General features: G+C 70.3%; 24 protein-coding genes and 1 pseudogene. 12 read left to right on the top strand and 13 right to left on the bottom strand.

Annotation, left to right across the window (positions count from 1 at the left end):
* The 3 genes and pseudogenes from aspS to DK389_RS20505 all read left to right on the top strand — a co-directional run bounded on the left by aspS (position 1) and on the right by DK389_RS20505 (position 3193).
* Positions 1–1815, top strand: a complete 1815-nt coding sequence (gene aspS / locus DK389_RS20515) for an aspartate--tRNA ligase (protein WP_109896660.1) — start codon at positions 1–3, stop codon at positions 1813–1815.
* A gap of 189 nt (positions 1816–2004) precedes the next feature.
* Positions 2005–2873, top strand: a pseudogene (locus tag DK389_RS20510) (glycosyltransferase family 2 protein).
* Entirely contained in the window at positions 2870–3193 is a 324-nt protein-coding gene (locus tag DK389_RS20505; protein WP_109892330.1) for a hypothetical protein, read from the top strand. The pseudogene DK389_RS20510 and the gene DK389_RS20505 overlap by 4 nt, the downstream one beginning before the upstream one ends.
* Here DK389_RS20505 and DK389_RS20500 read toward each other — a convergent pair.
* Both DK389_RS20500 and DK389_RS20495 read right to left on the bottom strand, forming a co-directional pair.
* Positions 3163–3414 (bottom strand): DUF3297 family protein, encoded by a 252-nt coding sequence (locus tag DK389_RS20500; protein ID WP_109892328.1) that lies wholly within the window; start codon positions 3412–3414, stop codon positions 3163–3165. The genes DK389_RS20505 and DK389_RS20500 overlap by 31 nt on opposite strands.
* Positions 3415–3457: 43 nt before the next feature.
* Positions 3458–4066 carry a CatB-related O-acetyltransferase gene (locus DK389_RS20495; RefSeq protein WP_109892326.1) on the bottom strand — a complete coding sequence of 203 codons (609 nt, stop codon included), beginning with the start codon at positions 4064–4066 and terminating at the stop codon, positions 3458–3460.
* Positions 4067–4144: 78 nt separating this feature from the next.
* Here DK389_RS20495 and DK389_RS20490 point away from each other — a divergent pair, with 78 nt between their 5' ends.
* On the top strand, positions 4145–6478 hold the full coding sequence (locus DK389_RS20490) for an NADP-dependent malic enzyme (protein WP_109892324.1): 2334 nt from the start codon (positions 4145–4147) through the stop codon (positions 6476–6478).
* A gap of 86 nt (positions 6479–6564) precedes the next feature.
* Here the strand turns inward: DK389_RS20490 and DK389_RS20485 are convergent, their stop codons facing one another.
* The 7 genes from DK389_RS20485 to DK389_RS20455 all read right to left on the bottom strand — a co-directional run bounded on the left by DK389_RS20485 (position 6565) and on the right by DK389_RS20455 (position 14906).
* Positions 6565–7446, bottom strand: a complete 882-nt coding sequence (locus tag DK389_RS20485; RefSeq protein ID WP_236960195.1) for a PhnA-like protein — start codon at positions 7444–7446, stop codon at positions 6565–6567.
* A gap of 63 nt (positions 7447–7509) precedes the next feature.
* Positions 7510–7851 carry a CsbD family protein gene (locus DK389_RS20480; protein ID WP_162560740.1) on the bottom strand — a complete coding sequence of 114 codons (342 nt, stop codon included), beginning with the start codon at positions 7849–7851 and terminating at the stop codon, positions 7510–7512.
* A 427-nt stretch (positions 7852–8278) separates the two neighbouring features.
* The gene (gene ppx / locus DK389_RS20475) at positions 8279–9796 is read right to left on the bottom strand and encodes an exopolyphosphatase (RefSeq protein WP_109896658.1); all 1518 of its coding nucleotides are present in this window, start codon (positions 9794–9796) and stop codon (positions 8279–8281) included.
* A 120-nt stretch (positions 9797–9916) separates the two neighbouring features.
* Complete coding sequence (locus DK389_RS20470) at positions 9917–12349, bottom strand: RNA degradosome polyphosphate kinase (RefSeq protein ID WP_109892318.1); 2433 nt, start codon at positions 12347–12349, stop codon at positions 9917–9919.
* Positions 12350–12467: 118 nt separating this feature from the next.
* On the bottom strand, positions 12468–13169 hold the full coding sequence (locus tag DK389_RS20465; RefSeq protein WP_109892316.1) for a P-loop NTPase family protein: 702 nt from the start codon (positions 13167–13169) through the stop codon (positions 12468–12470).
* A gap of 7 nt (positions 13170–13176) precedes the next feature.
* Positions 13177–14304 carry an AI-2E family transporter gene (locus tag DK389_RS20460; RefSeq protein ID WP_109892314.1) on the bottom strand — a complete coding sequence of 376 codons (1128 nt, stop codon included), beginning with the start codon at positions 14302–14304 and terminating at the stop codon, positions 13177–13179.
* A 56-nt stretch (positions 14305–14360) separates the two neighbouring features.
* Complete coding sequence (locus DK389_RS20455) at positions 14361–14906, bottom strand: CDP-alcohol phosphatidyltransferase family protein (RefSeq protein WP_109892312.1); 546 nt, start codon at positions 14904–14906, stop codon at positions 14361–14363.
* 172 nt (positions 14907–15078) lie between these two features.
* Here DK389_RS20455 and purM point away from each other — a divergent pair, with 172 nt between their 5' ends.
* Together purM and purN are read left to right on the top strand one after the other, a co-directional pair.
* Positions 15079–16137, top strand: coding sequence for a phosphoribosylformylglycinamidine cyclo-ligase (purM, locus tag DK389_RS20450; protein WP_109892310.1), 1059 nt, complete (start codon positions 15079–15081; stop codon positions 16135–16137).
* The gene (gene purN, locus DK389_RS20445; protein ID WP_109892308.1) at positions 16137–16799 is read left to right on the top strand and encodes a phosphoribosylglycinamide formyltransferase; all 663 of its coding nucleotides are present in this window, start codon (positions 16137–16139) and stop codon (positions 16797–16799) included. Before purM ends, purN begins: the two co-directional genes overlap by 1 nt.
* A 44-nt stretch (positions 16800–16843) precedes the next feature.
* Here purN and DK389_RS20440 read toward each other — a convergent pair whose 3' ends face one another.
* Positions 16844–17206, bottom strand: coding sequence for a hypothetical protein (locus tag DK389_RS20440; RefSeq protein ID WP_109892306.1), 363 nt, complete (start codon positions 17204–17206; stop codon positions 16844–16846).
* Positions 17207–17385: 179 nt separating this feature from the next.
* Positions 17386–17808, bottom strand: coding sequence for a nucleoside-diphosphate kinase (ndk, locus tag DK389_RS20435; RefSeq protein WP_109892304.1), 423 nt, complete (start codon positions 17806–17808; stop codon positions 17386–17388).
* Between the two features lie 263 nt (positions 17809–18071).
* Here ndk and DK389_RS20430 point away from each other — a divergent pair, with 263 nt between their 5' ends.
* Complete coding sequence (locus tag DK389_RS20430; protein WP_109892302.1) at positions 18072–18617, top strand: DUF2147 domain-containing protein; 546 nt, start codon at positions 18072–18074, stop codon at positions 18615–18617.
* A gap of 97 nt (positions 18618–18714) precedes the next feature.
* Here the strand turns inward: DK389_RS20430 and DK389_RS20425 are convergent, their stop codons facing one another.
* Positions 18715–19350 (bottom strand): glutathione S-transferase N-terminal domain-containing protein, encoded by a 636-nt coding sequence (locus tag DK389_RS20425; RefSeq protein ID WP_109892300.1) that lies wholly within the window; start codon positions 19348–19350, stop codon positions 18715–18717.
* Positions 19351–19608: 258 nt separating this feature from the next.
* Here DK389_RS20425 and DK389_RS20420 point away from each other — a divergent pair, with 258 nt between their 5' ends.
* The 5 genes from DK389_RS20420 (at position 19609) to DK389_RS20400 (ending at position 23781) form a co-directional block, all read left to right on the top strand.
* Positions 19609–19878 carry a hypothetical protein gene (locus DK389_RS20420; protein ID WP_109892298.1) on the top strand — a complete coding sequence of 90 codons (270 nt, stop codon included), beginning with the start codon at positions 19609–19611 and terminating at the stop codon, positions 19876–19878.
* A gap of 73 nt (positions 19879–19951) precedes the next feature.
* Positions 19952–20368: a DUF4345 domain-containing protein gene (locus tag DK389_RS20415; RefSeq protein ID WP_109892296.1), complete on the top strand. Its 417-nt coding sequence runs from the start codon at positions 19952–19954 to the stop codon at positions 20366–20368.
* A 145-nt stretch (positions 20369–20513) separates the two neighbouring features.
* Positions 20514–22544: an FUSC family protein gene (locus DK389_RS20410; RefSeq protein WP_109892294.1), complete on the top strand. Its 2031-nt coding sequence runs from the start codon at positions 20514–20516 to the stop codon at positions 22542–22544.
* Positions 22545–22549: 5 nt separating this feature from the next.
* Positions 22550–22747 carry a DUF1656 domain-containing protein gene (locus DK389_RS20405; protein WP_109892292.1) on the top strand — a complete coding sequence of 66 codons (198 nt, stop codon included), beginning with the start codon at positions 22550–22552 and terminating at the stop codon, positions 22745–22747.
* A complete protein-coding gene (locus tag DK389_RS20400; RefSeq protein ID WP_109892290.1) occupies positions 22744–23781 on the top strand; it encodes an efflux RND transporter periplasmic adaptor subunit in 1038 nt (345 codons plus the stop codon). Before DK389_RS20405 ends, DK389_RS20400 begins: the two co-directional genes overlap by 4 nt.
* A gap of 547 nt (positions 23782–24328) precedes the next feature.
* Here DK389_RS20400 and gatB read toward each other — a convergent pair.
* Positions 24329–25801 carry an Asp-tRNA(Asn)/Glu-tRNA(Gln) amidotransferase subunit GatB gene (gene gatB / locus DK389_RS20395; RefSeq protein ID WP_109892288.1) on the bottom strand — a complete coding sequence of 491 codons (1473 nt, stop codon included), beginning with the start codon at positions 25799–25801 and terminating at the stop codon, positions 24329–24331.
* Positions 25802–25837 lie beyond the last annotated feature (36 nt).

The raw sequence follows: 25837 nt of genomic DNA, 5'->3' as shown, positions 1-25837 counted from the left end.
ATGCACCGTTATCGTACCCATACCTGTGGGCAGCTCCGCCCGTCCGACGTCGGCGGAACCGTTCGCCTGTCCGGCTGGTGCCACCGCATCCGCGACCATGGTGGCGTCCTCTTCATCGACCTGCGCGACCATTATGGTCTGACGCAGTGCGTGGTGGATTCCGATTCCCAGGCGTTCAAGGCCGCCGAGAGCGCGCGCTCCGAGTGGGTGATCCGCATCGACGGCCGTGTGCGGACGCGGCCCGCCGGCACCGAGAACGCCGAACTGCCGACCGGGGCCGTCGAGGTCTACATCGACGATCTGGAGGTGCTGGGTGCCGCCGCCGAGTTGCCGCTCCCCGTTTTCGGCGACCAGGAATACCCGGAGGAGACGCGCCTCAAGTACCGCTTCCTCGACCTGCGGCGCGACAAGCTCCACGCCAACATCATGAAGCGCGGCGCGATCGTCGACGCGCTCCGCCGGCGCATGCGCGAGGGCGGCTTCTTCGAGTTCCAGACGCCCATCCTGACCGCGTCGTCGCCGGAGGGCGCCCGCGACTACCTCGTGCCGTCCCGCGTGCATCCGGGCAAATTCTACGCGCTGCCGCAGGCGCCGCAGCAGTTCAAGCAGCTCACGATGATCGCGGGCTTCGACCGCTACTTCCAGATCGCGCCCTGCTTCCGCGACGAGGACGCCCGCGCCGACCGCTCGCCGGGCGAGTTCTACCAGCTCGACATCGAGATGAGCTTCGTCACGCAGGAGGACGTTTTCCAGGCGGTCGAGCCCGTGCTGCGCGGCGTGTTCGAGGAATTCGCGGACGGTAAGCGCGTCACGCCGGACTTCCCGCGCATCACCTACGCCGACGCGATGCTGAGATACGGCGTCGACAAGCCGGACCTGCGCAATCCCCTGATCATCGCCGACGTCACCGACGAGTTCGGCGAGGACGCGGTCGAGTTCAAGGCGTTCAAGGGCGTCATCAAGGCGGGCGGCGTGGTGCGGGCGATTCCCGCCACGGGTGCCGCGGGCCAGCCCCGTTCCTTCTTCGACAAGCTGAACGACTGGGCCCGCTCGGAGGGCGCGCCGGGCCTCGGCTACATCGTGTTCGAGGACGAGGGCGGCCAGCTCTCCGGCAAGGGCCCGATCGCCAAGTTCATCCCCGCCGAGATCCAGGCGCGCATCGCCGCGAAGGCCGGCGCGAAGGCCGGCGACGCGGTGTTCTTCTCCGCCGGGCCCGAGGCGAAGGCGGCGGCGCTCGCCGGGAAGGCGCGCATCCGCATCGGCGACGAGCTGAACCTCTCGGACAAGGACCAGTATGCCTTCTGCTGGATCACCGATTTCCCGATGTACGAGTGGAACGAGGAGGAGAAGCGGATCGACTTCTCCCACAACCCGTTCTCGATGCCGAACTTCGACCACGACGCCTTCCTGAAGCTCGGGACGGAGGACGAGGCGACGATCCTCGGGATCAAGGCGTTCCAGTACGACATCGTCTGCAACGGCATCGAGCTGTCCTCGGGCGCGATCCGGAACCACAAGCCCGAGATCATGGAGAAGGCGTTCGGGCTGGCGGGCTACGGTCGCGACGTGCTGGAGGCCAAGTTCGGAGGCATGCTGAATGCGCTGCGCCTCGGCGCCCCGCCCCACGGCGGCATCGCGCCCGGCGTCGACCGCATCGTCATGCTTCTGTGCAACGAGCCGAACATCCGCGAGGTGGTGCTCTTCCCAATGAACCAGCGGGCCGAGGACCTGATGATGGGCGCCCCCTCGGAGGCGACGCCGAAGCAGCTGCGCGAGCTGCATATCCGGCTGAACCTGCCGGAGAAGAAGGGCTGAGCCCCTGCCCGCAGCGGGAGCGGCGGCTATCTCGGAGGCGGCCGGGCGACCGGGTCCGGCCTCCCCCGGGATGCCGGCGCGCCGCGATGCCGCGACGCTGATCGACCGACACGTCGCAGCTCAACCTGCGCTCGAATTCAGGCGGATGGGACTGCCCCGGATCGTCGTTCCGGGAGCCCGGGAGTGACCGTGCCGAGCCTCGTCGCGATCGTCGTCGCCCACGACAGCGCCCACGCCCTGCCGGATTGTCTCGCCGCGCTCGCGGCCGAGCACGTCCCGGCGATCGTCGTCGACAATGCGAGCCGGGACCGCTCGGTGGAGATCGCGGAGGCCGCGGGCGCCGCGGTGATCCGCAACCCCCGCAACGAGGGTTTCGGCCGCGCGAACAACATCGGCGCGCGCGCCGCCGAGCAGGCGGCGCGCATCCTCATCCTCAATCCCGACCTGGTCCTGCGCCCCGGCGCCGCCGACGCGCTGCTGCGGGCGGCGGACGCCTATCCGGATGCCGGGCTCCTCGCCCCCCGCCTGATGGAGCCGGACGGCCGCGTCTTCTTCCAGCCCCGCTCGCTCCTCTCGCCCTATCTGCCGAACCCGAAGGGGCGGCTTGCCCTGCCGGACGGCGACGTCTGCGCGCCCTTCCTCTCGGGGCCTGCCTGATGGCGGAGCGCGAGCTTTTCCTCCGGCTCGGCGGTTTCGACGAGAACATCTTCCTGTTCTACGAGGACGACGACCTCTGCCGCCGGGTGGCGGATGCGGGCCACGCCCTCGTCCACGTCGACGCGGCCGTGGCGACCCACGGGCGCGGCCGCTCCTCGGCACCGGAGCCCGGCCGGGTGTTCCGCACCCGCTGGCACCAATCCTGGTCGCGGGCCTATGTGAGCCGCAAGTACGGCCTGCCCGACCCCAGCCCGCGCACCCTCACGCTCAACGGCGCGAAGCTCGCCCTCTCGCGCCTCGCGTTCCGGCGGGGAGCCTACGAGCGCTACGCGGGCTCGGCCGCCGGCGCGCTCGCGGCATTGCGGGGCGAGAGCGCGTTGGCGAGAGAAGGATTGGCGTGACCGCCCTGCCCCCCGCCGCCGCGCGGGCGCTCGCGGTTCGCCTCCTCGGCCGGCACGGCTTCCTGCCGCAGGCCGGGAACGCGCGCGGCGACACGCTCTATCTCGCCCTGCCGGCCGAGACCTGGCTGCTGCGAGTGTCGAACCACGCGCGCACCGCCCGGCAGCGGTCGCGCCGCCGGGACATCCTGGCGAGCCTGATCATCCGCGATCCGAGGACGCCCGTTCAGGTCGAGGCCCTGGTCGACGCGGCCCTGCGCGACTTCGCGGCGGAGCGCCGTCGCCGGACGGCTCAGGCCTCGGCCGGGGCGTCCCTGAAATAGGGCTCGACCGGCCCTTTCAGCTTCACCGTCATCGGGTTGCCGGCGCGGTCGAGGGTCTTGCCGGCGCTCAGCCGCACCCAGCCCTCGCTGACGCAATATTCCTCGACATTGGTCTTCTCGACGCCCTTGAAGCGGACGCCGACGCCGCGCTCCAGAGCCTTCTCGTCGTAGAAGGGACTGTTCGGGTTCACGGCGAGGCGGTCGGGAGGCGTGTCGGACATCGGGTCTGGTCTCGTCTGCGTCGGCCCTGAGCGCCTACGGGATTCAGGGCTGCCCCGCAACGGCGCGGGCGGCCGCGATCAACTCGTCCGTGCGACCGGACTGGAGCAGCGGCACGAGGGCCGCCACGCGCGCGTGCGGCAGGTCCCACCACGCGCAGTCGAGGAGGCCCGCGACCGTCTCCGGGTCGAAGCGGTGGCGCACGATCCGCGCAGGATTGCCGACGACGATGGCGTAGGGCGGCACGTCGCGGGCGATTACCGCGCGCGCCCCGATCACCGCCCCGTGCCCGATCGTGACGCCCGACAGGATCAGGCAGCCGGAGCCGAGCCAGACGTCGTGGCCGATCACCACGTCGCCCTTCGAGGCGTGGTAATCCTGCGGGGCGTCGACCCCCGGCCAGAGGCCGTCCATGGCCGCGAACGGATAGGTCGAGACCCAGTCCGTGCGATGCCCGCCGCCCAGCATGATCACGACGTTGTCAGCGATAGAACAATAGCGGCCGATCGTCAGGCGTCGGCCGGACTCGGCGAAACGGACGCGGGGCCGTCCGTAGGAGTAGGCGCCGATGGAGAATCCGCGTTTCCGGACGAGCCGGCTGAGGTGAATCCGCGTCTCGTTGTGCGGGTTGCGCCCACTCCGCAAGCGGTGCAACAGAGCCTTCAAGCGGCGCGTCCCGTCACGGCGGGAGCGGGGGCCGCACCATAACGCGGCGAGCAGGGAGAGAGGGCCATGGCCGACAACATGTCCGAGGATCTCAAGTCCGGGGCGCTCGTCTATCACCGCCTGCCCCGTCCCGGAAAGCTGGAGATCCAGGCCACCAAGCCGCTCGGCAACCAGCGCGACCTCGCCCTCGCCTACTCCCCCGGCGTCGCCGCAGCCTGCATGGCGATCCACGACGACCCGCAGGAGGCCGCCACCCTCACGATCCGCCAGAACCTCGTCGCCGTTCTCTCGAACGGCACCGCCGTGCTCGGCCTCGGCGATATCGGCCCCCTCGCCTCGAAGCCCGTGATGGAGGGCAAGGCGGTCCTGTTCAAGAAGTTCGCCGGCATCGACGTGTTTGACATCGAGGTCGACGAGCACGACGTCGACCGGCTCGTCGACGTGGTCTGCGCGCTGGAGCCGACCTTCGGCGGCATCAACCTCGAGGACATCAAGGCGCCCGAGTGCTTCGAGGTCGAGGAGCGCTGCCGGGCCAAGATGAACATCCCGGTCTTCCACGACGACCAGCACGGCACCGCGATCATCGTGGCGGCGGCCGTGCTCAACGGGCTGGAACTCGCCGGCAAGCCGCTGGCTGATGCCCGCATCGTGACCTCCGGTGCGGGTGCGGCGGCGATCGCCTGCCTGAACCTCCTCGTCTCGCTCGGCGCCAAGCGCGAGAACATCGTCGTCACCGACATCAAGGGCGTGGTCTACAAGGGCCGCACTGAGCTGATGGACCGCTGGAAGGAGGTCTACGCGCAGGAGACCGAGGCCCGCACGCTCGCCGACGTGATCGCGGGGACGGACGTGTTCATCGGCCTCTCGGCCGGCGGCGTGCTCAAGCCCGAGTACCTGGAATCGATGGCGGAGAACCCGCTCATCATGGCGCTCGCCAACCCCTACCCCGAGATCATGCCGGATCTCGCCCAGGAGAAGCGCCCCGACGCGATGATCTGCACCGGGCGGTCCGACTTCCCGAACCAAGTCAACAACGTCCTCTGCTTTCCCTACATCTTCCGCGGCGCGCTCGACGTCGGGGCCACCTCGATCAACGAGGAGATGAAGAAGGCGGCCGTGAAGGCGATCGCCGCGCTTGCCCGCGAGACGCCCTCCGACGTGGTCGCCCGCGCCTATGGCGGCGAGGCGCGGCCGTTCGGGCCCCGCTCCCTGATCCCGAGCCCGTTCGATCCCCGCCTGATCCTGCGCATCGCGCCGGCCGTCGCCAAGGCCGCGATGGATTCCGGCGTCGCCGGGCGGCCGGTGGCCAACATCCAGGCCTACGCCGAATCCCTCGACCGGTTCGTGCACCGCTCCGGCTTCGTCATGAAGCCGCTCTTCTCGAAGGCGAAGGAGGACCCGAAGCGGGTCATCTACGCCGAGGGCGAGGACGAGCGGGTGCTGCGCGCCGTCCAGGCCATCGTCGAGGACGGCGTCGCCAAACCCATCCTCGTCGGCCGCCCGCGGGTGATCGAGACCCGCCTCAAGCGCTTCGGCCTGTCGCTCCGCCTCGGCGAGGATTTCGAGCTGATCGATCCCGAGGACGATCCGCGCTACCGCAAGTACGTTCAGACCTATCTCGACGTGGCGGGCCGCCGCGGCATCACGCCCGACGCCGCCCGCACGGTGGTGCGCACCAACACGACGGTGATCGGTGCGATCGCGGTCCATCGCGGCGAGGCGGATGCGCTGATCTGCGGCCTGGAGGGCCGGTTCGAGACGCGGCTGCGGGCGATCCGCGACATCATCGGCCTCAATCCCGGCGTCACCGAATGCGCCGCGATGAGCCTGATCGTCACGAAGAAGGGCGCCTACTTCCTCGCCGACACCCATGTCCGGCACGATCCGACCGCGGAGGAGATCTGCGAGGTGGCGATCGCCTGCGCGAACCACGTGACGCGGTTCGGGCTGACCCCGAAGATCGCGCTCCTCAGCCATTCCGATTTCGGTCAGTCGGACTCGGCCTCAGCCAGGAAGATGCGGCACGCCCTGGGGCTGATCGACAAGCGCGCGCCGAACCTTCAGGTCGACGGCGAGATGCAGGCGGATTCGGCGATGTCGGAACTCGTCCGCGACCGGGTGCTGCCGGGCTCCCGGCTCAAGGGCTCGGCGAACGTCCTGATCTTCCCCAACCTCGACGCCGCCAACATCGCCTTCCAGTTCGCCAAGGTGCTGGCCGACGCGCTGCCCGTGGGCCCGCTCCTGATCGGGCCTTCGAAACCCGCCCACATCCTCACGCCCTCCGTGACGGCCCGCGGCATCGTCAACATCACCGCCGCGGCGGTGGTCGAGGCCCAGGCCAGCGGCCCCGTCCGCGTCGAGGAGGGCGGCGAGGCGGGCGCCGGGATGATCTCGGAATAGGGAGCCCGCTTCGAGCGGCCAGAGCCCCGGGCGTCCGCCCGGGGCTCTTCGTCTCAGGAAATCCTGGTTACAGGAGTTCTGCCGGATCAGAGGCGATAGCCCTCCGGCTTCACCGCGCCGAGGCGGCCGCCGAGGAAGCCGGCGAGCGCCCCGAGGACGAGGGCCAGCGCCGCGTAGAGCGCGCCCTGCGCTGCCGCGCTGCGGGTCGCCTCGGCGGCCGCCTGCGCCTTCTGCTTGGCCTCGGCTGCGGCCTGCTCGTACTGCTTCTGGTAGGTCTGGACCTGTGTCCGCGCCTCGTCGACGGGAATGTTCCGCGCCTTGGCCAGGGCCTCGGCGGCCCGGTCCTCGGCCTTCGCCTTCTCACCGGCATCGCCCGACAGATACGCGCTGATCGCGCCGACGGCCGCGTCGCGCAGGGCCGCCGGGTCCTGCCCGCCCGCGGATTGCCTCACCTGCTGCTCGATCCCCTCGAGGGGGTTTGAGATTCGGTTCAGGTTCGGCGCCGCGACCTGGGCCGCCGTCTGCGCCGTGCTGCCGATCGCCTGGCCCGCCCCGCCGATCGCGCTCGACACCGTGCCGAAGGTGCCGCCGATCAGGCCGCCCACCGTCGAGGTCAGGAGATAGAGCACGACGAGGGTCGTCACCGCCCAGGAGACGAGGCCGTGATAGGCCGCGGTCGATCCCGAAGGCCGTCCCGAGAGACGCCCGGCGAGGTAGCCGCCGATCAGCGAGGCGACGATGCCGGAGGCGACCCACCACAGGCCGGCCGTGAGGGAGGCGGTGCCGGCGCTCGGGTTGCCCGCACCCGTGGTGCTGAGCGCCGACAGGCCGATCCCGAGGCCGATCATGTTGAGGATGATCTGCGCGACGAGGGCGGCGACGGCGCCGGCGAGGATGGCGCCCCAGGACACCTGATGCAGCAGGACGGCGCGGGACTCGCCCGGCACGACGGAAGGCGAAATGGCCAAGATTGAACTCCTTGGTTCGAGAGGGTGGCGCGTGGAGGGGGAGACGACGCGTGGCTCGACGGCTCAGCGGCGCGCGTGCAGCAGCAGGCCGAGCCCGTAACCGGCGAGGCCCGCGACGAGGAGCGCGGCGAGGGGACGGCCGCGGACCTCCCCGGCAACGGTAGCGCTGCCCGACCGAACCGAGCGGATGCCGCGCTGATAGGCGTCCTCCGAATGATCCGCGGCCTCGCTGGCGGCGTGGCCGATCGCCTCGCGGGCGCCCGCGAGCAGCCGTTCGCCGCGGGCCTCGGCCGAGCGCAGGCGGCCCCCGATCTGGGCCCCGCGATCTCCGATCGCGTCGCCGAGCGCGGTCTCGGCATCGCCCGCGATCTCCTTGGTGGTGCCGCTGATGGAGTGCATGGTCATGTAGCTGTCTCCGGACACGGATCGGCGCTCGCGTCCGGCATCGCCGGCCGCCTCGCGCGATCCCGATGGCGTGTTCTGGTCTCGAACGGTAGTGGTGTGGCTGAGGGTCTCGGCACCGCCGAACACGTGCCTGCACCCTCGTGACGCCGCCGTTCCCGCCTTCGCCTGTGGCCCCGTGCAAGGGCTGGCGGGCTGGACTGCGATGACGGCGCACTGGATGCCCCCGTCACGCTCCCGATCGATACGCCGCCTTAGACGCGGCAGGTGAACGCGAGACGGAGCGTATTCGCACCAGGGTGATGATGCGGTTTGATCAATTCAGGGCGGCTGACACGATCAAAAAATCGTGTCTCTACTTTTAATTGCAATTATTGCTTGAAAGGTTGTGAGTCGACGGTGGCGCGCGCCCTCAGGAGCGCCCTGCCCTTCAGCCGATCTCGATCCTCCCGTCGAGGCCGAGGATGCGCCCGAGGCCGCGGACCCGGTTGAGCAGGCGGTCGCCGGCGAGCGCCTCCCAGGCCGGTGGCAGGCGCAGCACCACCTTGCCGTCCTCCACCATTAGGCGCATCCGCTCCAGCGTTCCGCCCATGCCGGCCGAGATCGGGAAGGCGACCCGCAGCAGGCCACCGACGAGGCGGGCCCGCTCGAACAGGCGCGGGCCAGCGAGGCTGCGCAGCATCGGGCTCGCCTTCTCGGGTGCGACGCCCTCGTGACGGAAGTAGACGGCGAGCGCCAGATAGGCCCGGCCCGGATGGTCGACGCCGACGAAGGCGGCATTGGTGATGATGTTGATGCTCTGCTCGCCCCGGTAATCCGGGTGGGCCCGCCAACCGATATCGGAGAGCAGGCAGGCCGCGTGGCGCAGCCGCCGCTCGTCCGCCGTCTCCGGCCCGTCGAGGGTCTCGACGAAGCGGTCGGTCCAGGCGAGAAGCTCCTCGCCATGCGCGGGCGAGCGGGCCCTCAGGGTGTTGAGCTCGGAGGCCGCCGCGATCAGTGGGTCAATCAGGCGAGTCTCCCGGTCGAGCTGCTCGAAGAGCAGGCCCTCGCGGACGCCCGAGGCCGAGATCGCGACCTCGCGCGGGCGCCCGGCCCGGATGATCTCCTCCAGCACCACCGCGCCGTAGGCGAGGAGCGGTCGGCGTGCCTCGGAGATCGATTCGACGTCCTGCAACTGCGCCGCGTCGACCTGCTCGACCATCTCGAGGAAGTTCAGTTCGTCCGTCGGCTCGACGCTGTAGCCGTGCATGACGTGGACGGGATAGCCGCGGGCTGCCTGATGCAGGCGCGCCAGCGCCCGCCACGTGCCGCCGACCGCGTAGAAGCTGCGGCCTCTCAGGGTCTCGAGCTGGGGCGCGGCCTTCTTCAGGTGCTCGCGCACGAGCTTGGCCGCCTTCTTGAGCGAGCCGCCGGAGAGATCCTGGAGCGCGAGGCCGCCGAGCGGCATCGTCACCCCCTGGCCCACCACGGAGCCGCGCACGTCGACGAGTTCGAGGGAGCCGCCGCCGAGATCGCCCACCACGCCGTCCGGCGCGTGAAAGCCCGAGATGACGCCGAGCGCCGACAGTTCCGCCTCGCGCCGGCCGGAGAGGAGTTCGATCTTCTGCCCGCAGGCGGCCTCCGCAGCCTCCAGGAAGGCCGGGCCGTTCTCGGCGTCGCGCGCGGCCGCGGTGGCGAGCACGAAGAGGCGCGAGACCCGCATCGTCGTGCACAGGACGCGGAAGCGGGCGAGCGCGGAAAGGGCACGGCGCGTCGCGTCCTCATTGAGCCGGCCCGTTGTCAGCACGTTCCGGCCGAGGCCGCAGAGCACCTTCTCGTTGTAGAGCGGGGTCGGCGCGCGGCTCAGTCCGTCATAGGCGACGAGGCGAACCGAATTCGATCCGATGTCGATGATGGCGACAGGGGCGAAGCGCTCGCCCGCGTCGGAAGAGTCGGAATGGACGAGCATCAGGTTGCTGCGCTGGAGCCCCAAGGCGGGTGTCCCTCGTTACGGGCCCGCGGACGGCCGCCGCGGGCTCGGCTTCGCTCAGTCGCCGCGCCGGATCCCGTCCCGGCCCGGCGCCCGGGCTCAGGTCCGCTGCGCTCGGCGGCTGAGCGCGCGGGGGCTCGATTTCTTCGACGACTTGCCGCGCCCGGACAGGCTCGGGTTCGTCATGAAATACTTGTGCGCGTTGAACGGCTCCTCGCCGTCCGCGGGCTTGAGGCGCTCGCTCGCCCCGGACGCCAGTACACGCCAGCTCTGCCGGTTGTCGAGGAGGTTCGCCAGCATGATCTGGTCCAGGACCTGCTGATGCACAGTCGGGTTGAGGATCGGCAGGAGGGATTCCACGCGCCGGTCGAGGTTCCTTTGCATCAGGTCGGCCGAGGAGATGTAGACGATCGCCTTCGGGTGCGGCAGCCCGACGCCGTTGCCGAAGGCGTAGATGCGCCCGTGCTCAAGGAATCGCCCGACGATCGACTTCACCCGGATCGTCTCGGAGAGCCCCGGGATGCCCGGCCGCAGGCAGCAGATGCCGCGCACGATGCAATCGATCTGAACGCCGGAGCAGGAAGCGTCGTAGAGCGCGTCGATGATCTGCGGGTCGACCAGGGAGTTGCACTTGATCCAGATCGCGGCCGGGCGGCCCGCCTTGGCGTGCTCCACCTCGGCCTCGATGTGCTCCAAGAGCCGCGTCTTCAAAGTCAGCGGCGAGACCGCCATCCGCTCGAGCTCGGCCGGCTCCGCGTAGCCGGTGATGAAGTTGAACAGGCGCGAGACGTCGCGGGCGATCGCCGGGTCGGCCGTGAAGAAGGACAGGTCCGTGTAGATCCGCGCGGTGATCGGGTGGTAGTTGCCGGTCCCGACGTGGCAGTAGGTGACGAGCCGGTCGCCCTCGCGCCGGACCACCATCGACAGCTTGGCGTGGGTCTTCAGCTCGACGAAGCCGAACACGACTTGCGCACCGGCCTTCTCGAGGTTGCGCGCCCAGCGGATGTTGGCCTCCTCGTCGAAGCGGGCCTTCAGCTCGACCAGGGCGGTCACCGACTTGCCGGCCTCGGCCGCCTCGGCGAGCGCCGCGACGATCGGCGAGTTCGAGGAGGTCCGGTAGAGGGTCTGCTTGATCGCCACGACGTTCGGGTCGCGGGCGGCCTGAGCCAGGAACTGCACCACCGAATCGAAGGACTCGTAAGGGTGGTGGACGATGAAATCCTTCTGGCGGATCGCCGCGAAGACGTCGCCGCCCGACTCGCGGATGCGCTCGGGGAAGCGTGGGTTGTAAGGCTTGAACTTGAGATCCGGCCGGTCGATCCCGACGATCTGCGACAATTCGTTGAGCGCGAGCATGCCCTCCACGAGGAACACGGCCTCGCTCGCGATCTCAAGCTCGTCCGTCACAAAAGCCCGGAGATCCTCCGGCATCCCGCCCTCGATCTCGAGGCGGATGACGACGCCGCGGCGGCGCTGCTTGAGCGCGGTCTCGAAATGCAGGACGAGATCCTCGGCCTCCTCCTCGATCTCAAGGTCCGAGTCGCGGATCACCCGGAAGGCGCCCTGTCCGCGGACGAGGTAGCCGGGGAAGAGCCGTCCGGTGAACATCACGATCACCTGCTCGATCGCGATGAAGCGGGCGACCGGATCGCCGGCGAGGTCCGGCAGGCGCACGAACCGGTCGAGCACCGCCGGCAGGCGGATCAGCGCCCGCAGCACCCGCCCGTCACGAGGGCGCACCAGCATCAGCGCGATGGTCGAGCCGAGATTCGGGATGAAGGGGAACGGGTGGGCCGGGTCGATCGCGAGCGGCGTCAGGACCGGGAAGACGTGATTCAGGAAGTACTCCTCCAGCCAGCGCCCGTGCTCGGCCGAGAGTTCGCCCGGATCGACGAGATCGATCTCGGCGCCGTGCAACGCGACCCGCAATTCGCGCCAGCGCGCCTGCTGGTCCTCCGCGAGCCGCGAGACCTCGTGGCCGATCCGCAGGAGCTGCTCGGAGGGCGTCAGCCCGTCCTGCGAGGGCACGACGAGGCCGGCGCGGACCTGATCGTGCAGGCCGGCCACGCGCACCATGAAGAACTCGTCGAGGTTGTTGGCCGAGATCGAGAGGAAGCGCAGCTGCTCCAAGAGCGGGTGATTGCCGTTCGAGGCCTCCTCCAGCACGCGCCGGTTGAACTGAAGCCAGGACAATTCCCGGTTGACGAAGCGCTCCGGCGAGTGCCGCAGGTGGCGGCCAGCCTCGAGAACGGGTTCGCGGGCGGTGCTGCCGGCGAGATCCGCGGCCGGTTCGGGCCGCGCCTCGGCGGTCTCCGCCGTCGCCGGCCAGTCGTCGGCGTCCTCGCCGGGACGCGGCCCGGCCGTGGCGGACGCCTTGGGCGCGGCATCGCGCGGCGCGGGGCTGCGGCGCAAGGCGGCCGTGCGGGCCGCGGCCGCCCGCGCGGGAACGCGCCGACGGGACGGCTCGGCGGAATCGCGGTTCTCGACCGTCTCCGGGCCCTCGTTCTCCCGCGCGTCCGTGCTCGGCTCCATCTCCGACACCCTTCATCCTCCGCTTGCCGCTTTCCGGGGGCACTACCACGCGGGCCCCGCATTCATTTGACAGTTTCGTGACGACCCGCGCCGATTTCGCAGACGCGGAGCGTCCGGATCAATCCGGCTCCTCCTGCATCCCGAGGCGCTCCAGCACGGCGAGCGCCAGCGGCCGGGTGATGCGGCGGCCCCGGCCGAGGGCATCCCGGTCGAGCTCACTCACGACCTCGCGGGCGCGGGCGAGCGACCGGTCGATGCGCAGCGCCAGTGCGTCGACGACGCTCAGATCCACCACGAGCTGCCGGTCGACGAAGAGCTTCACGATCACAGCCCTGAGCAGGGCGTCGTCCGGCGGCAGGATGCCGGCGCCGGGGGCAAGCCGCAGGCGCGAGCGCAGGTCCGGCGTCCGGATCCCGAGGGCATCGACCGCTTGCGCGCTCGTGATCAGCACCGGGCAGCGCCGCTCGCGGGCGAGGTTGAGCAGGTGGAACAGGGCAGCCTCGTCGAGGCCGTCCGCCCGGTCGATATCCTCGACGACGAGGGCGCCGTTCGAGACGAGATGCGTGACCGAGGCCGCGCCGATCTCGGCCGCCGCAACGGTCCAGGCATGGGCCCGCGTCGCCCAGATCGAGGCGAGGTGGCTCTTGCCGCTGCCCGCGGGTCCGGTGAGGATGAGCACCGTGTCGGGCCAGTCGGGCCACGCCTCGATCAGGGCGTAGGCCGCCTCGTTGGCGGGGCTCACCAGGAAATCCTCGCGGCCGTAGCGCGGGTCGAGGGGCAGGTCGAAGGTGAGCTGTCGGGGCGGTGCGTTCTCGCGCATGCGGGCTCTAGTCTCGCCGCGGCACCGACCCCGTCAAGGGCGGCATGCTATCCCGGTGCGGCAGAAGGGACGGCTCGTCCGCGTGGTAGAGCCGGCTCTGCAGGTAGCGCTCGATGGCGAAGCGCACGATCACACCGATCGAGGCCGCGATCGGCACGGCGAGCAGCAATCCGACGAAGCCGAACAGGGAGCCGAAGGCGAGGAGCGCGAACATCAGCCAGACTGGGTGCAGGCCGACCGAGTCGCCGACGAGCTTCGGCGAGATGATGTTGCCTTCCAGGAACTGGCCGACGAGGAACACGCCGACGGTCAGCCCGATATGCAGCCAGTCCGAGTTCGGCCAGAACTGCACCAGGGCGACGCCGACCGACAGCAGGAACCCGGTGAGCGTGCCGACATAGGGTATGAAGGTCAGGAAACCGGCGATCAGCCCGATCAGCACGCCGAAATTCAGCCCGACGAGCCAGAGGCCCACCGCGTAGAACGTTCCGAGGATGAGGCAGACGAGGGTCTGTCCGCGCACGAAACCGGTGATCGCGCCGTCGATCTCGCGGCCGAGGCGGCGCACCACCGGGCGGTGGCGTGGCGGCACCCAGGAATCGAGCTTGGCAATCATCCGGTCCCAGTCGACCAGGATGTAGAAGGCGACGACCGGCGTGACGACGAGGAGCGAGGCGATCGAGATCAGCGCCTGGCTGCCCGACCAGAGCGACTTCAGGAAGGCGAGGAGCCACGCTCCGCCCTGCGTGGCGAGCGTGCCGACCGACGATTGCAGCTCGGAGAGCACGTCCGTGCCGCCAATCCGCTGCAGGAGCGGCCCGACCCGCTCGGCCAGGATTCCCTGCAGGCGCGAGACGGTGCCGGGCAGCGTCGCGATCAGCGCGGCGATCTGGTTCGCGGCGAGCGGCACCACGATCAGCAGCGTGATCACGAGGACGACGACGAAGAGCGCGAGGATGAGCAGGCTCGCCGCGAGGCGCCCGAGGCCGAGCCGCTCCAGCCTATCGGCCAGCGGGTCGAGCAGATAGGCCAGCGCGATGCCGGCGACGAAGGGCAGCAGAACGTCGCGCAGCAGATAGAGGAGGATCAGCAGGACGAGCGCCGCGCCGAGCCCGATCAACGTCCTGCCGCGCATCCGCCCGTCCCTGCACTTTCGACCGGCGCCGAGAGTGGGAACGAAGCCGCGCCCGATCAAGGGCGCGGGTGGGGCGCGGCCGCGCTATCCCGCCAGATCCGCGCGTAGGCGGCGAGCGAGAGCAGGCTCGTTCCGGCGACGAGCCAGCAGACGAGCGCTACAAGGCCGTCGAGCGACCATCCGCCCGCATGGGCCACGAGCACGAGGGTGGCGAGGCCGATCTGCGCCGCCGTGTTGAGCTTGCCGACGAGGAGCGGTTTGATCGCGAAGCGTCGCCCGCTGACCCAGGCGAGGCCGACCGCCGCGACAATCAAGAGATCGCGCGCGATCACTACGGCGACGAGCCAGACCGGCAGCGCGCCGACGGTGGCGAGCGATACGAAGACGGAGACGAGGAGCGCCTTGTCGGCGAGCGGGTCGAGGAGCGCGCCCAGCGCGCTCTCCATCCCGAAGCGCTTGGCGAGGAAGCCGTCGAGCGCGTCCGAGGCCCCCGCCACGACGAAGACGGCGAGCGCCGCGCCCCAGGCCCCCTGCCCGATCAGCACGAGGATGACCGGAACGAGGACGAGGCGGCCGAGGGTGATGAGGTTCGGGAGGGTCATGGGGACCGGGTCGGGCTCGCGCAGCCCGCTTCAGCTGCCGGCGCTTCTGCCCTGCTAGCATCCGGCGGACGCGATGCAGAAGCCCGATCGGCCCGCGACATGCGAGGCCGACTCGCCCTTCCCGCCGCAACCCGGTAGAGGAACCGCGAGATCGCGGCTGGGACGAGCGAGCATGACGGACAAGGGGCTGACCTACGCGCAGGCGGGCGTCGACATCGACGCCGGCAACGCCATGGTCGAGACGATCAAGCCGCTGGTGCGGACGACGCGCCGGCCCGGGGCGGATGCCGAGATCGGCGGTTTCGGTGGCCTGTTCGACCTGAGGGCCGCGGGCTTCAAGGACCCGATCCTGGTGGCGGCGAACGACGGCGTCGGCACCAAGGTCAAGATCGCGATCGAGACCGGGCGCCACACGACGATCGGCATCGATCTCGTGGCGATGTGCGTCAACGACATCATCGTCCAGGGCGCCGAGCCGCTCTTCTTCCTCGATTACTACGCCACCGGAAAGCTCGTGCCCGGAATCGGCGCCGACATCGTACGGGGCATCGCCGAGGGCTGCCGGCAGGCCGGATGCGCGCTGATCGGCGGCGAGACCGCCGAGATGCCGGGCCTCTACGCGGGCGGGGATTACGACCTCGCGGGCTTCGCCGTAGGCGCGGCCGAGCGCGGCACATTGCTGCCGCGCGACGGCATCGTCCCGGGCGACGTCGTGCTCGGCCTGCGTTCCTCCGGCGTGCACTCGAACGGCTTCTCGCTGGTGCGCCGGATCGTGGCGAAGACCGGCCTGTCCTGGGACGCGCCCGCGCCCTTCGCGCAGGGGCTCAGCCTCGGCGAGGCGCTCCTCGAGCCGACCCGGATCTACGTGAAGCCGCTGCTGGCCGCCCTCGCGGCGACCGACGGGATCAAGGCGCTCGCCCACATCACGGGCGGCGGCTTCCCGGACAACCTGCCCCGCGTTCTCCCGGATGGGATCGGCATCGAGATCGACCTCTCCGCGGTCGCGCCCCCGCCGGTCTTCGGCTGGCTCGCCCGCGAGGGTGGCGTGTCCGAGCCCGAGATGCTGCGCACCTTCAATTGCGGCATCGGCATGGTCGTCGTGGCCGAGGCCGGCCGGGCGGACGCTGCGGTGGAGGCCCTGGGATCGGCCGGCGAAGCGCCGGTGCGCCTCGGCCGGATCACCGAACGGGGCCCGGAGCCCGTCACCTTCATCGGCGCCCTCGCATTCTGATGGAGACCGTCCGGAAGACCCGCGTCGCGATCCTGATCTCGGGACGCGGCTCGAACATGGTCTCGCTGATCGAGGCCGCTGAGGCGCCCGACTTTCCGGCCGAGATCGTGCTCGTCCTGGCGAACCGGCCCGAGGCCGCGGGCCTCGCCCGCGCCTCAGCGGCCGGCATCCCGGCCCGCGCGATCGACCACCGGGCCTATCCCGACCGGGCGAGCTTCGACGCCGCGCTTCAGGCGGAGCTCGCGGCGGAGAACATCGAGCTCGTCTGCTTAGCGGGCTTCATGCGGATCTTCACGCCGGGCTTCGTCGAGGCGTGGTCGGGCCGGATGCTCAACATCCACCCGTCACTCCTGCCCCTGTTCCGGGGCACGCACACGCACGAGCAGGCGCTCGCGGCCGGTGTGCGGCTGCACGGCTGCACCGTGCATTACGTGGTGCCGGAGCTCGATGCGGGGCCGATCGTGGCGCAGGCGGCCGTTCCGGTGCACCCGGGCGACGATGCCGACAGCCTCGCCGCGCGCGTGATCGTCGAGGAGCACCGGCTCTACCCGGCGGCGCTGGCCCTGGTGGCGGGCGGACGGGCCCGCCTGGACGAGGGGCGGGTCGCGTTCGACGAGGCCGTGCCACGGGCGCAGGGCGCCCTGCTCAGCCTCGCGGTGTAGAGGCGAGGATGCCTCCTCCCGTCGCGGGGAGGAGGCGCCGAGCGTCAGACCGGGCGCTGCAGCTTGCAGGAATCGAGCGCGGAGAGGGCCTTCGCACGGGCCGAATCGTTGAAGTAGCCGGTGGTGCGGTAGGCCTCGATCTCGGATTCGTCGAGGGTGCGCAGTGTCTGCTTGGCGTAGCAGCCGCAGGGGCGCTCCAGCGAGGCTTCCGTCGCGCTCGTCATGCGGGCCTGGATCACCGCGCAGGCGTGGCGCACCCGGCTCTCGAGATTGGCCTTCGGGGCCGTGCGGAGCGCCGGGTCGGGCTGGTACTGCTCGAAGGGAGCCGAAGAGCCGCCGGCGAGAGCGGCAGTCGCGCCGAGCGCGAGCAGGCTGGCGGCGATCAGCATGGAGAAGCGGCGCGTCATGGTGGGATGAGTCCGTTGGCAGGCGCGTGGAACCTTCGCCGTTGGACTCCCCGCCGCCCCGCCCCGTCAAGGGCGCTCTGGCCACACCGGATCCCCATCGTGAGATCCGGCGAAACTGCGTCGCCGAAGGCGCCGGGGTGTGGCCCGGCGGTCACCGAGGACCGCCGGCCGGTGCGGCATCAGCCGGCGATGTCGCTGTCCTGGAAGAACTGCGCGATCTCGATTTGCGCGTTCTCGGCGCTGTCCGAGCCGTGCACCGTGTTCTCGCCGACGGATTGGGCGAACTTCTTGCGGATCGTACCCTCGGCGGCCTGGGCCGGGTTCGTCGCGCCCATCACCTCGCGGTACTTCGCCACCGCGTTATCGCCTTCGAGGACCTGCACGACGACCGGGCCCGAGGTCATGAACTCGACGAGCTCGCCGAAGAAGGGGCGCTCCTTGTGCACCTCGTAGAACTTTTCCGCCTGCGCCCGGCTCATCTGGATGCGGCGCTGGCCCACGATGCGCAGGCCCGCTTCCTCGATCACGGCGTTCACGGCGCCGGTGAGGTTCCGCTTCGTCGCGTCGGGCTTGAGGATGGAGAAGGTGCGCTCGGTGGCCATGATCCGTCCGGGTTTCAGTCTCGGGAAATGTGCAGGCGCGGGAAAACCGCTTCGGCGCCGGGCTTATAGCGGTGGCGGTGCGCGCTCTCAACCCGAGCCCGCGCCGAGCCCGTGCGGGAGGCGCCCGCACATTCGGGCAATCGGGAATATGGCGCTGCCGCAACACTGCCGAAAAATCGCCAGAAAGCCACAGTTGATTGCGTCTCCGACCTCTCCCCCTCCCGCCCAGCCTGCGCGCAGGCGCCAGCCCAGGAGACCAGGACATGCGCATCGCCCTCTCGTCCGCCCTCATTCTCGCCGGTATCGCGGGGGCACAGGCCGACACGGCCAAGGACCCTTCGGGCACCTGGCTGACGGAGGACGGCCGGGCGAAGATCCGCCTCGACCGCTGCGGACCGGCTCAGACGAATGTCTGCGGCAAGGTGGTCTGGCTCAAGGTGCCGAACACGGATGCGGGCGCGCCCCGCACGGACCTGAAGAACCCCGACCCCAAGAAGCGCTCGCGCCCGATCATCGGCCTGCAGCTCATCGACGGGCTGAAGCCCGACGAGGCCAAGTTCTCAGGCGAGATCTACAACGCCGACGAGGGCAAGACCTATCAGGTCAGCCTGGAGCGCGAGAGCGGGAACGAGCTCAGCGTCACGGGCTGCCTGCTCAAGGTGCTCTGCGGCTCGCAGACCTGGACCAAGGTGCCGGACGTGAACCAGCAGGCCGCGGTGGTGACGCCGGAGGCGGCCGCCAAGCCGGCGCCGAAGCCCGCCGCGAAGCCGGCCGCGCCCGCCGCCAAGGTCGACAAGTCCGCCGAGTAAGACGATGGTGCCCTCCCCCGTTCGGGGAGGGCGCAGGGCTGGGCGGAGGGCAGATCTCGGGCGAGGCCTTGGGATCTGCGGCGCGGCGAGGGGTCTCTCAGACCGCCGCCAGTCCCCGCTGCACCGCGGGCCGCGCCAGCACGCGGTCGAGCCAAGCCTTCACGTTCGGTCGTGCGACGACGTCGATGCCCTGCTTCGCGTGGAACTTCGCCCAGGTGACCGTGGCCATGTCGGCGATGGAATAGTCGCCGGCCAGATACTCTCGCCCCGCCAGCCGCCGGTCGAGCACGCCGTAGAGACGGTCCGCTTCCGCCGTGAAGCGCTCGATCGCGTAGGGGATCTTCTCCTGCGCGTAGATCCGGAAATGGTGCGCCTGGCCGAGCATCGGGCCGAAGCCGCCCACCTGCCAGAACAGCCATTCGTCAACGGCCACGCGCGCCCGCTCGTCCGCCGGGTAGAACAGGCCGGTCTTGCGGCCGAGATACTGCAGGATCGCGCCCGATTCGAAGATCGTGATCGGCTCGGCCCCCGGCCCGTCCGGGTCGACGATCGCCGGTATCTTGTTGTTCGGCGAGATTCGCAGGAAGTCGGGCGCCATCTGCTCGCCCTTACCGATGTTCACGGGCACCACCCGGTAGGGAAGCCCGCATTCCTCCAGCATGATCGGGATCTTCCAGCCGTTCGGCGTGCTCCAGGTGTGGACGTCGATGGATGTGCCCGTGACGGCGGCCATGTCGCCTGCTCCTGCCGGATTCCCGCGCCCCGCGTCGCAGGGATCGTGCCCCGCGCGGGCGCTCGCAGCTAGCCCGGAATCGGGCCCTGTCTCAAGGGTCGCGCCGATCCTCGTCACGATCGCGAGATCGTCGGCCCCGCGCGGTGGAGAGGCGCCGTATCGCTCGCGGACCCACTTGCCCCGTGCCTGCAATGCCGCTGAGATGGCACCGCGCACGGCCACGCTCGCGGCCGGCGCCGAAAGGCCGGGGATCCCACTATGCTCTCACGTCTCGCCGTCGCGGTGCTCGCCGCGCCGCTCTGCCTCGCTCAGCCCGCCCTCGCCCGGGAAGCGCCCGCGGCGAAGCCGTCCGCGGCCGAGCCCGCGGCCAAGGAGATCACGCCCGGCCAGAGCGCGGCCCGCGAGCGCCAGAAGAAGTGTGGCGCCGAGTGGCGCGGCCTGTCGGCGACCGAGAAGGCTGCGCAGGGGCCGAAATGGCCGCAATATTTCAGCAAGTGCGTGAAGCGCCTGAAGCAGCAGAAGGCCTGAGCGGGACGGCGCGCGAACCACGGGCGTTCCCGCGGGTTCTCCGCCCGCACGGGAATCGAGGAGCCTGCGGCGGATGATGGACGAGCGGCGGGCCCTTCAACGCGTGGTGGCGGTGGCGGCCCTGATCCCCGTCACGGCGGGGCTCTACGGGGTGCTGTTCGGGGTGAACGGCATCGCGGGCGGGGTCGAGAACGTCTCGGCCGACAGCCATTTCCGCTACCTGTCGGGGCTGCTCACCGGCATCGGCCTCCTGTTCTGGTCCTGCGTGCCAGACATCGCGGGCAAGACCCGGCTGTTCCGCTTCCTCACCCTGGTCGTGGTGCTCGGCGGCCTCGCGCGGCTGCTCGGCCTCTATTTGACCGGCCTGCCCTCCCTCACCATGCTCGCCGCCCTCGGCGTCGAGCTGGTTCTGACCCCGCTCCTCTGCCTCTGGCAGGCGCGGGTGGCGGGGCTTGCCGAGGACGCTCCGCTCGACCCGAGGGACGTGTGACCGTGCGGGAATGGGTGCCGGCGATGACGTCTCACGCCAGCGCATCGATGTCAGCGCCCTGCCCCCACGCCCGCCTGGGCAAGGGGCGGAGCGGTGATCCGTCGTGTGGCCCTCCATCCGGGTGCCGGCCTTCCGGGATCGTCGGATGAGCGCGGCCGTCGCACCCATCCCCACCCGCTTCGACCGCTGGCTCGACCGGATCGAGGCCGTGGTGCCGGCCCCCTCGGCCTGGGCCTTCGCCCTGCGGATCTGGCTCGCCATGATGCTGGCGCTCTACGCGGCCTTCTGGCTACAGCTCGAGAGCGCGTCGTCGGCCGCCGTCTGCGTGGCGATCCTCGCCCAGCCGAAGCGCGGGCAGGCCCTGTCGAAAGCGCTCTACCGCTTCCTCGGCACCCTCGTGGGCGCCGCCCTGGCGATCCTGCTCGTCGCCGCCTTCGGACAGGACCGCGTGCTGCTCCTCGTCAGCTTCGCGCTTTGGCTCTCGCTCTGCGTCTTCGTGGCGAACTTCCTCCAGGATACCCGCGCCTACGGGGCGATGCTGTCGGGCTACACGGTCGCGATCATCGCGGTCGCCAACATCGACACCCCGCAGAACGTGTTCGACTCGGCGATCTCCCGGGTGGCCGCGATCACAGTCGGCATCGTCGCCATCACCTTCATCAACGACGCCCTCGCTTCGCCCACGACGTGGCGCTCCCTGCGGGCGAGCCTGTCGGACGTCCGTGATCGCACCACGGCCTTCGCGCATGCCTGCCTGACGCGGGGCGATCCGGGACCGGAGGTGGCGCTTGCCCAGATCAGCGCCATCGCCCCCCTGCGGGCCGACGCGGGCGCGATCGCGGGCGAGCTCGACGACGGGCCGCAGCGGGCCGCGGGGGCCCGAAGCGCCATCGCGGCGCTCTACGCGGTCGCCGCGCGTGCCCGCACCTTCGCCACCGCGATCCGATGGATGGGCACGCCGACGCCGGCAGTCGAGGAGGCCCGCGCGATCTGCGCGGACCTGACGGGGGGCGAGGGCCGCCCCGGCGCTGAGGCCCTAGCGGAGGCCCGCGCCCGTCTCTGCAGCCTCCTGGTGGCCGCTGTGGCGCAGGACGAGCCCGACGTCGACGAGGTGGTCGCCCTCCAGCGCGCCCTCGACCTCGCCCGCGCTCTCGACTTCGCCCGCGACGGGCTCGGCTCCTTGAGCGAGGGGTATCGGCCGCTGCGCGACGTGAGCCTGCCGACGCATCGCGACTTCGCCGTGGCTCTGCGCGCCGCCGCCCGCATCGCCCTCACCTTCGGTCTCACCTGCCTGCTCTTCGTCTTCGCCGGCTGGCCCGCCACCTCCTTCGCCCTGGTCCAAGTCGCGGCGACGGGCGCCCTCTCCGCCCTCAATCCCGACCCGAAGAAGTTCGCCAACGGCGTCCTCATCGGCATGAGCCTCGCCTCGGCCTTCGCCGGGATCGTGCTCTTCCTCGTGCTGGCGGGCGGCCAGGGCTTTCCACTGCTTGCCATTGCGATGGCGCCGGTGATCTTCCTCGCCTGCTTCCTCAGCCTGCGGCCGGCGACCTTCGGCGTCGGCTTCATCCTGCTCGTGTTCTTCCCCGTCCTCGTGGCGCCGGCCAATCCCCAGGTCTACGACCTGCAGGTCTTCCTGCAGAACGCGCTCCTCGTGATCCTCTCCGCGGGCATCCTCTGGCTGACCGTGCGCCTCGTCCTGCCGGTCTCGCCGGAGCGGGCACGCCGCTACGCCTTCGAAGCGGGCCGGTGGGACCTGCGCGACGCCCTCGTCGGCGAGGGCGGCGACGCCACCACCCGCACCAGCCTCAACAGCGACAGGCTTTTCCAGTACGCGCAGGTGAACACCGGCCCCGAGCCGGTACGCAGGCGCCGCCTGGAGCTCGCCTTCGCCATCGCGCATCTCGAAGCCTCCGCCGCCCGCGCCCACGCGCAGCTGCGCGCGCTCTGGCCGGATCCGGCGCTGCGCCCGGTCACGATCCGGGCCCGGCTGCTCCTCGACGAGGGGCCCGCGGCCGAGATCCCGGACGCCGCCCGGGATCTGCTGCGCGCGGCCGGCGGGCGCGGGACCGAGGCCGTCCTCGCCGCCGCGCGCGCGACGAGCGATCTCGTCGCGGCCGCGCGCATCATCGAGCGCCATCGGCGCTTCCTGCGGCGCCTCGGCCTGCCGGGACTCTGACCGCCATGCACCGCGATCTCGACCTCGGCGGCATCCTGATCTCGCCCTTCGTGGCCTATACCGCCGCGTCGCTCGTCATCCTGGTGGCCCTGCGCGCCCTCTTCGCACGGATCCGCCTCGCCCGGTACGTCGCAAACCCACCCCTCGTCGAGGCCGGGCTCTACATCTGCATCGTCGCCCTGATGGTCGCCCTGTTCCGATGACCGATCCCGATCCGAAACCCGGCCGCGCGGCGGATTCGCTCGCCGCCGTCGACCCACCCGCCTCCGACGCGCCGATGCTGCCGGCCCGTCGTCGGGTTCGGCTCGGCCGCGTCCTGCGGCTCGCCGCCACCGGCCTCGTCCTCGCCTTCGCGGCGGCGGCGGCGGCCTTCGTCTGGTCCTACTACGTCACCGCACCCTGGACCCGCGACGGGCAGGTGCGCGTTCAGGTGGCGAGCGTCGCGCCGCAGGTCTCTGGCCAGATCGTGGAACTCCGCGTCACCGACAATCAGACCGTGCGCCAGGGCGACGTCCTTTATCGGATCGACCCGTTCGACTACGAGGTCGCGATCGCTTCGGCCGAGGCGGAGCTGAAGAACCGGGAGGCCGACCTTCAGGTCAAGCGCACGCAGGCGCAGCGTCGCGAGCAACTGACCACCCTCTCGACCTCGATCGAGGAGAAGCAGCAATACGAGGGCACGGCCAAGATCGCGGAGGCGGCCCTCGACAGCGCGAAGGCGCAGCTCTCACAGGCGAAGATCAACCTCGCGCGCACGCAGGTCCGCTCGCCGGTCAACGGCCGCGTCACCAACCTCCTCCTGCGCGACGGCGACTACGCCACCAAGGGAAGCGTCAACATCGCCGTGATCGACACCGATTCGTTCTGGATCGACGGCTATTTCGAGGAGACGAAGATGGCCCATGTCCAGGTCGGCGACCGGGCGGAAGCCGTCCTGATGGGCTTCAGCGAGAGCCTGCGCGGGACGGTCGAAAGCATCACGCTCGGCATCAGCACCGCGAACGCGGCCCCGAGCACGCAGGGCCTGCCCTCGGTCAACCCGGTCTACACCTGGGTGCGCCTCGCGCAGCGGGTGCCGGTGCGCATCCGCATCGACCACGTGCCGCAAGGGATCACGCTCGTCGCCGGCATGACCTGCACCGTCTCGCTCGGCGACGCGGGTGCGCGCGGCCGCGAATGGCTCGTCGCGACCTGGAACCGGCTCCGCGATCCCGGCCGGGGCAGCGCGGCTCGCTGACGCTCAGATGCCCGAGCTTCGCAGTGCAGCGCGAAATCGGCGCAAGTTTTTGCAAGATCGAGGTGCGGCGCGAAATGAGAAAACGCGCCGCAAAACTTGAAGCGTCGCTGCATTTTTCGACTTGACGGAGCGGAAATAGGCTCGCAGGCTACGCATGTGCTTCGCGAAAGGAAGCACTGGCCGCTCAGGGAGCGGGTCGTCCGCAGGGCGGGCGATCCCGATGCGACTGAACCGGGGCGGACCGTGAGATCAAGCTGACGGAGAAGGGCATGACGCCACCTCAGCAGAGTGCCGCAGGGACGGTTTCGGAAACGGTTTGGCCCGAAGCCTAGTGGCGACCACACAGACAACCGGACGGAGACGGCTCTAGGGGCGCAGAAGCGGCCGGAACGGCGCGACTTCGAACACGCACCAGCCCCACCTGAAGCCGTCCCCGCCGCGGTTCCCGCGGGCAAGCCCGACGATACCGATGACCGCGCAGCCCCCGCCTCTCGGCGGCTGGGACGTTTTCGCGTGCCTAAGCGTTCACGCGCCTCCTGCCACGGGCCTACTCGATCCCGAGCTTGGCCTTGAGCAGCGCGTTCACCGCGGCCGGGTTCGCCTTGCCGCCGGTGGCCTTCATGGTCTGGCCGACGAACCAGCCGAGCAGGGTCGGCTTCTCCTTCGCCTGGGCCACCTTGTCCGGATTCTGCGCGATGATCGCGTCGACCGCCGCCTCGATGGCGCCGGTGTCGGTGACCTGCTTCATGCCCCGCGACTCGACGATCCGGCGCGGGTCGCCGCCCTCCGACCAGACGATCTCGAACAGGTCCTTGGCGATCTTGCCGGAGATCACGCCCTCGCCAATCAGGTCGATGATCGCACCGAGCTGGTCGGCCGAGACCGGCGTCTCCTCGATGCCCCGGCCCTCCTTGTTGAGGCGACCGAACAGCTCGTTGATCACCCAGTTCGCCGCGGCCTTGCCGTCCCGCCCTTTCGCGACGGCTTCGTAATAATCGGCGGAGGCCCGCTCGGCGACGAGCACGCCCGCGTCGTAGGCGGAGAGGCCGAATTCCGAGACGAATCGCGCCTTCTTGGCGTCGGGCAGCTCCGGCAGACCCTCGGCCAGATCGTCCACGTAGGCCTGCTCGAACTCGAGCGGCAGCAGGTCGGGATCGGGGAAGTAGCGGTAATCATGCGCCTCTTCCTTCGAGCGCATCGAGCGAGTCTCGCCCTTGCCGGGGTCGAACAGGCGGGTCTCCTGGTCGATTCTGCCGCCGTCCTCCAGGATCGCGATCTGGCGGCGCGCTTCGGTCTCGATGGCCTGGCCGATGAAGCGGATCGAGTTGACGTTCTTGATCTCGCAGCGGGTGCCGAGCGGGTCGCCGGGGCGGCGCACCGAGACGTTGACGTCGGCGCGCAGATTTCCCTTCTCCATGTCGCCGTCACAGGTGCCGAGATAGCGCAGGATGGTGCGCAGCTTCGTCACGTAGGCCCGCGCCTCCTCGGAGGAACGGAGATCCGGCCGCGAGACGATCTCCATCAGCGCGACGCCGGACCGGTTCAGGTCGACGAAGCTCTGGTTCGGGCTCTGGTCGTGCAGGGACTTGCCGGCATCCTGCTCGAGATGCAGGCGCTCGATGCCCACCGTGATCGACTCGCCGTCGGCTAGGTCGACCAGAACCTCGCCCTCACCGACGATCGGATCCTTGTACTGCGAGATCTGGTAGCCCTGCGGCAGATCCGGATAGAAGTAGTTCTTGCGGTCGAACACCGAGCGCAGGTTGATCCTGGCCTTGAGGCCGAGCCCGGTGCGGATGGCCTGCGCCACGCATTCCTCGTTGATCACGGGGAGCATGCCGGGCATCGCGGCGTCGACCAGCGAGACGTGGGCGTTCGGCTCCGCCCCGAAGGCGGTCGCGGCGCCCGAGAACAGCTTCGAGCGGCTCGTGACCTGGGCGTGGATCTCCATGCCGATCACGACCTCCCAGTCGTGCAGGCCGCCCTTGATCAGCTTCTTCGGATTCACGGGTGCGTTCATGGTCGTCCGGGCCGGATGTGAAGGGTCGGGGCCGCT

The sequence above is a fragment of the Methylobacterium durans genome (genome assembly GCF_003173715.1).
Classification (GTDB): domain Bacteria; phylum Pseudomonadota; class Alphaproteobacteria; order Rhizobiales; family Beijerinckiaceae; genus Methylobacterium; species Methylobacterium durans.
Note: the sequence above shows the minus strand (reverse complement) of the source record. Positions and strands in the feature narration are given on the sequence as shown.

Bases quoted from the DNA above. Each gene is read 5' to 3' on its own strand.
- aspS (WP_109896660.1), top strand. From the start codon at position 1: ATGCACCGTTATCGTACCCATACCTGTGGGCAGCTCCGCCCGTCCGAC.
- DK389_RS20500 (WP_109892328.1), bottom strand. From the start codon at position 3,414: ATGTCCGACACGCCTCCCGACCGCCTCGCCGTGAACCCGAACAGTCCC.
- DK389_RS20490 (WP_109892324.1), top strand. From the start codon at position 4,145: ATGGCCGACAACATGTCCGAGGATCTCAAGTCCGGGGCGCTCGTCTAT.
- DK389_RS20480 (WP_162560740.1), bottom strand. From the start codon at position 7,851: ATGACCATGCACTCCATCAGCGGCACCACCAAGGAGATCGCGGGCGAT.
- ppx (WP_109896658.1), bottom strand. From the start codon at position 9,796: ATGCTCGTCCATTCCGACTCTTCCGACGCGGGCGAGCGCTTCGCCCCT.
- DK389_RS20470 (WP_109892318.1), bottom strand. From the start codon at position 12,349: ATGGAGCCGAGCACGGACGCGCGGGAGAACGAGGGCCCGGAGACGGTC.
- DK389_RS20465 (WP_109892316.1), bottom strand. From the start codon at position 13,169: ATGCGCGAGAACGCACCGCCCCGACAGCTCACCTTCGACCTGCCCCTC.
- DK389_RS20460 (WP_109892314.1), bottom strand. From the start codon at position 14,304: ATGCGCGGCAGGACGTTGATCGGGCTCGGCGCGGCGCTCGTCCTGCTG.
- DK389_RS20455 (WP_109892312.1), bottom strand. From the start codon at position 14,906: ATGACCCTCCCGAACCTCATCACCCTCGGCCGCCTCGTCCTCGTTCCG.
- purM (WP_109892310.1), top strand. From the start codon at position 15,079: ATGACGGACAAGGGGCTGACCTACGCGCAGGCGGGCGTCGACATCGAC.
- purN (WP_109892308.1), top strand. From the start codon at position 16,137: ATGGAGACCGTCCGGAAGACCCGCGTCGCGATCCTGATCTCGGGACGC.
- DK389_RS20440 (WP_109892306.1), bottom strand. From the start codon at position 17,206: ATGACGCGCCGCTTCTCCATGCTGATCGCCGCCAGCCTGCTCGCGCTC.
- ndk (WP_109892304.1), bottom strand. From the start codon at position 17,808: ATGGCCACCGAGCGCACCTTCTCCATCCTCAAGCCCGACGCGACGAAG.
- DK389_RS20430 (WP_109892302.1), top strand. From the start codon at position 18,072: ATGCGCATCGCCCTCTCGTCCGCCCTCATTCTCGCCGGTATCGCGGGG.
- DK389_RS20425 (WP_109892300.1), bottom strand. From the start codon at position 19,350: ATGGCCGCCGTCACGGGCACATCCATCGACGTCCACACCTGGAGCACG.
- DK389_RS20420 (WP_109892298.1), top strand. From the start codon at position 19,609: ATGCTCTCACGTCTCGCCGTCGCGGTGCTCGCCGCGCCGCTCTGCCTC.
- DK389_RS20415 (WP_109892296.1), top strand. From the start codon at position 19,952: ATGATGGACGAGCGGCGGGCCCTTCAACGCGTGGTGGCGGTGGCGGCC.
- DK389_RS20410 (WP_109892294.1), top strand. From the start codon at position 20,514: ATGAGCGCGGCCGTCGCACCCATCCCCACCCGCTTCGACCGCTGGCTC.
- DK389_RS20405 (WP_109892292.1), top strand. From the start codon at position 22,550: ATGCACCGCGATCTCGACCTCGGCGGCATCCTGATCTCGCCCTTCGTG.
- DK389_RS20400 (WP_109892290.1), top strand. From the start codon at position 22,744: ATGACCGATCCCGATCCGAAACCCGGCCGCGCGGCGGATTCGCTCGCC.
- gatB (WP_109892288.1), bottom strand. From the start codon at position 25,801: ATGAACGCACCCGTGAATCCGAAGAAGCTGATCAAGGGCGGCCTGCAC.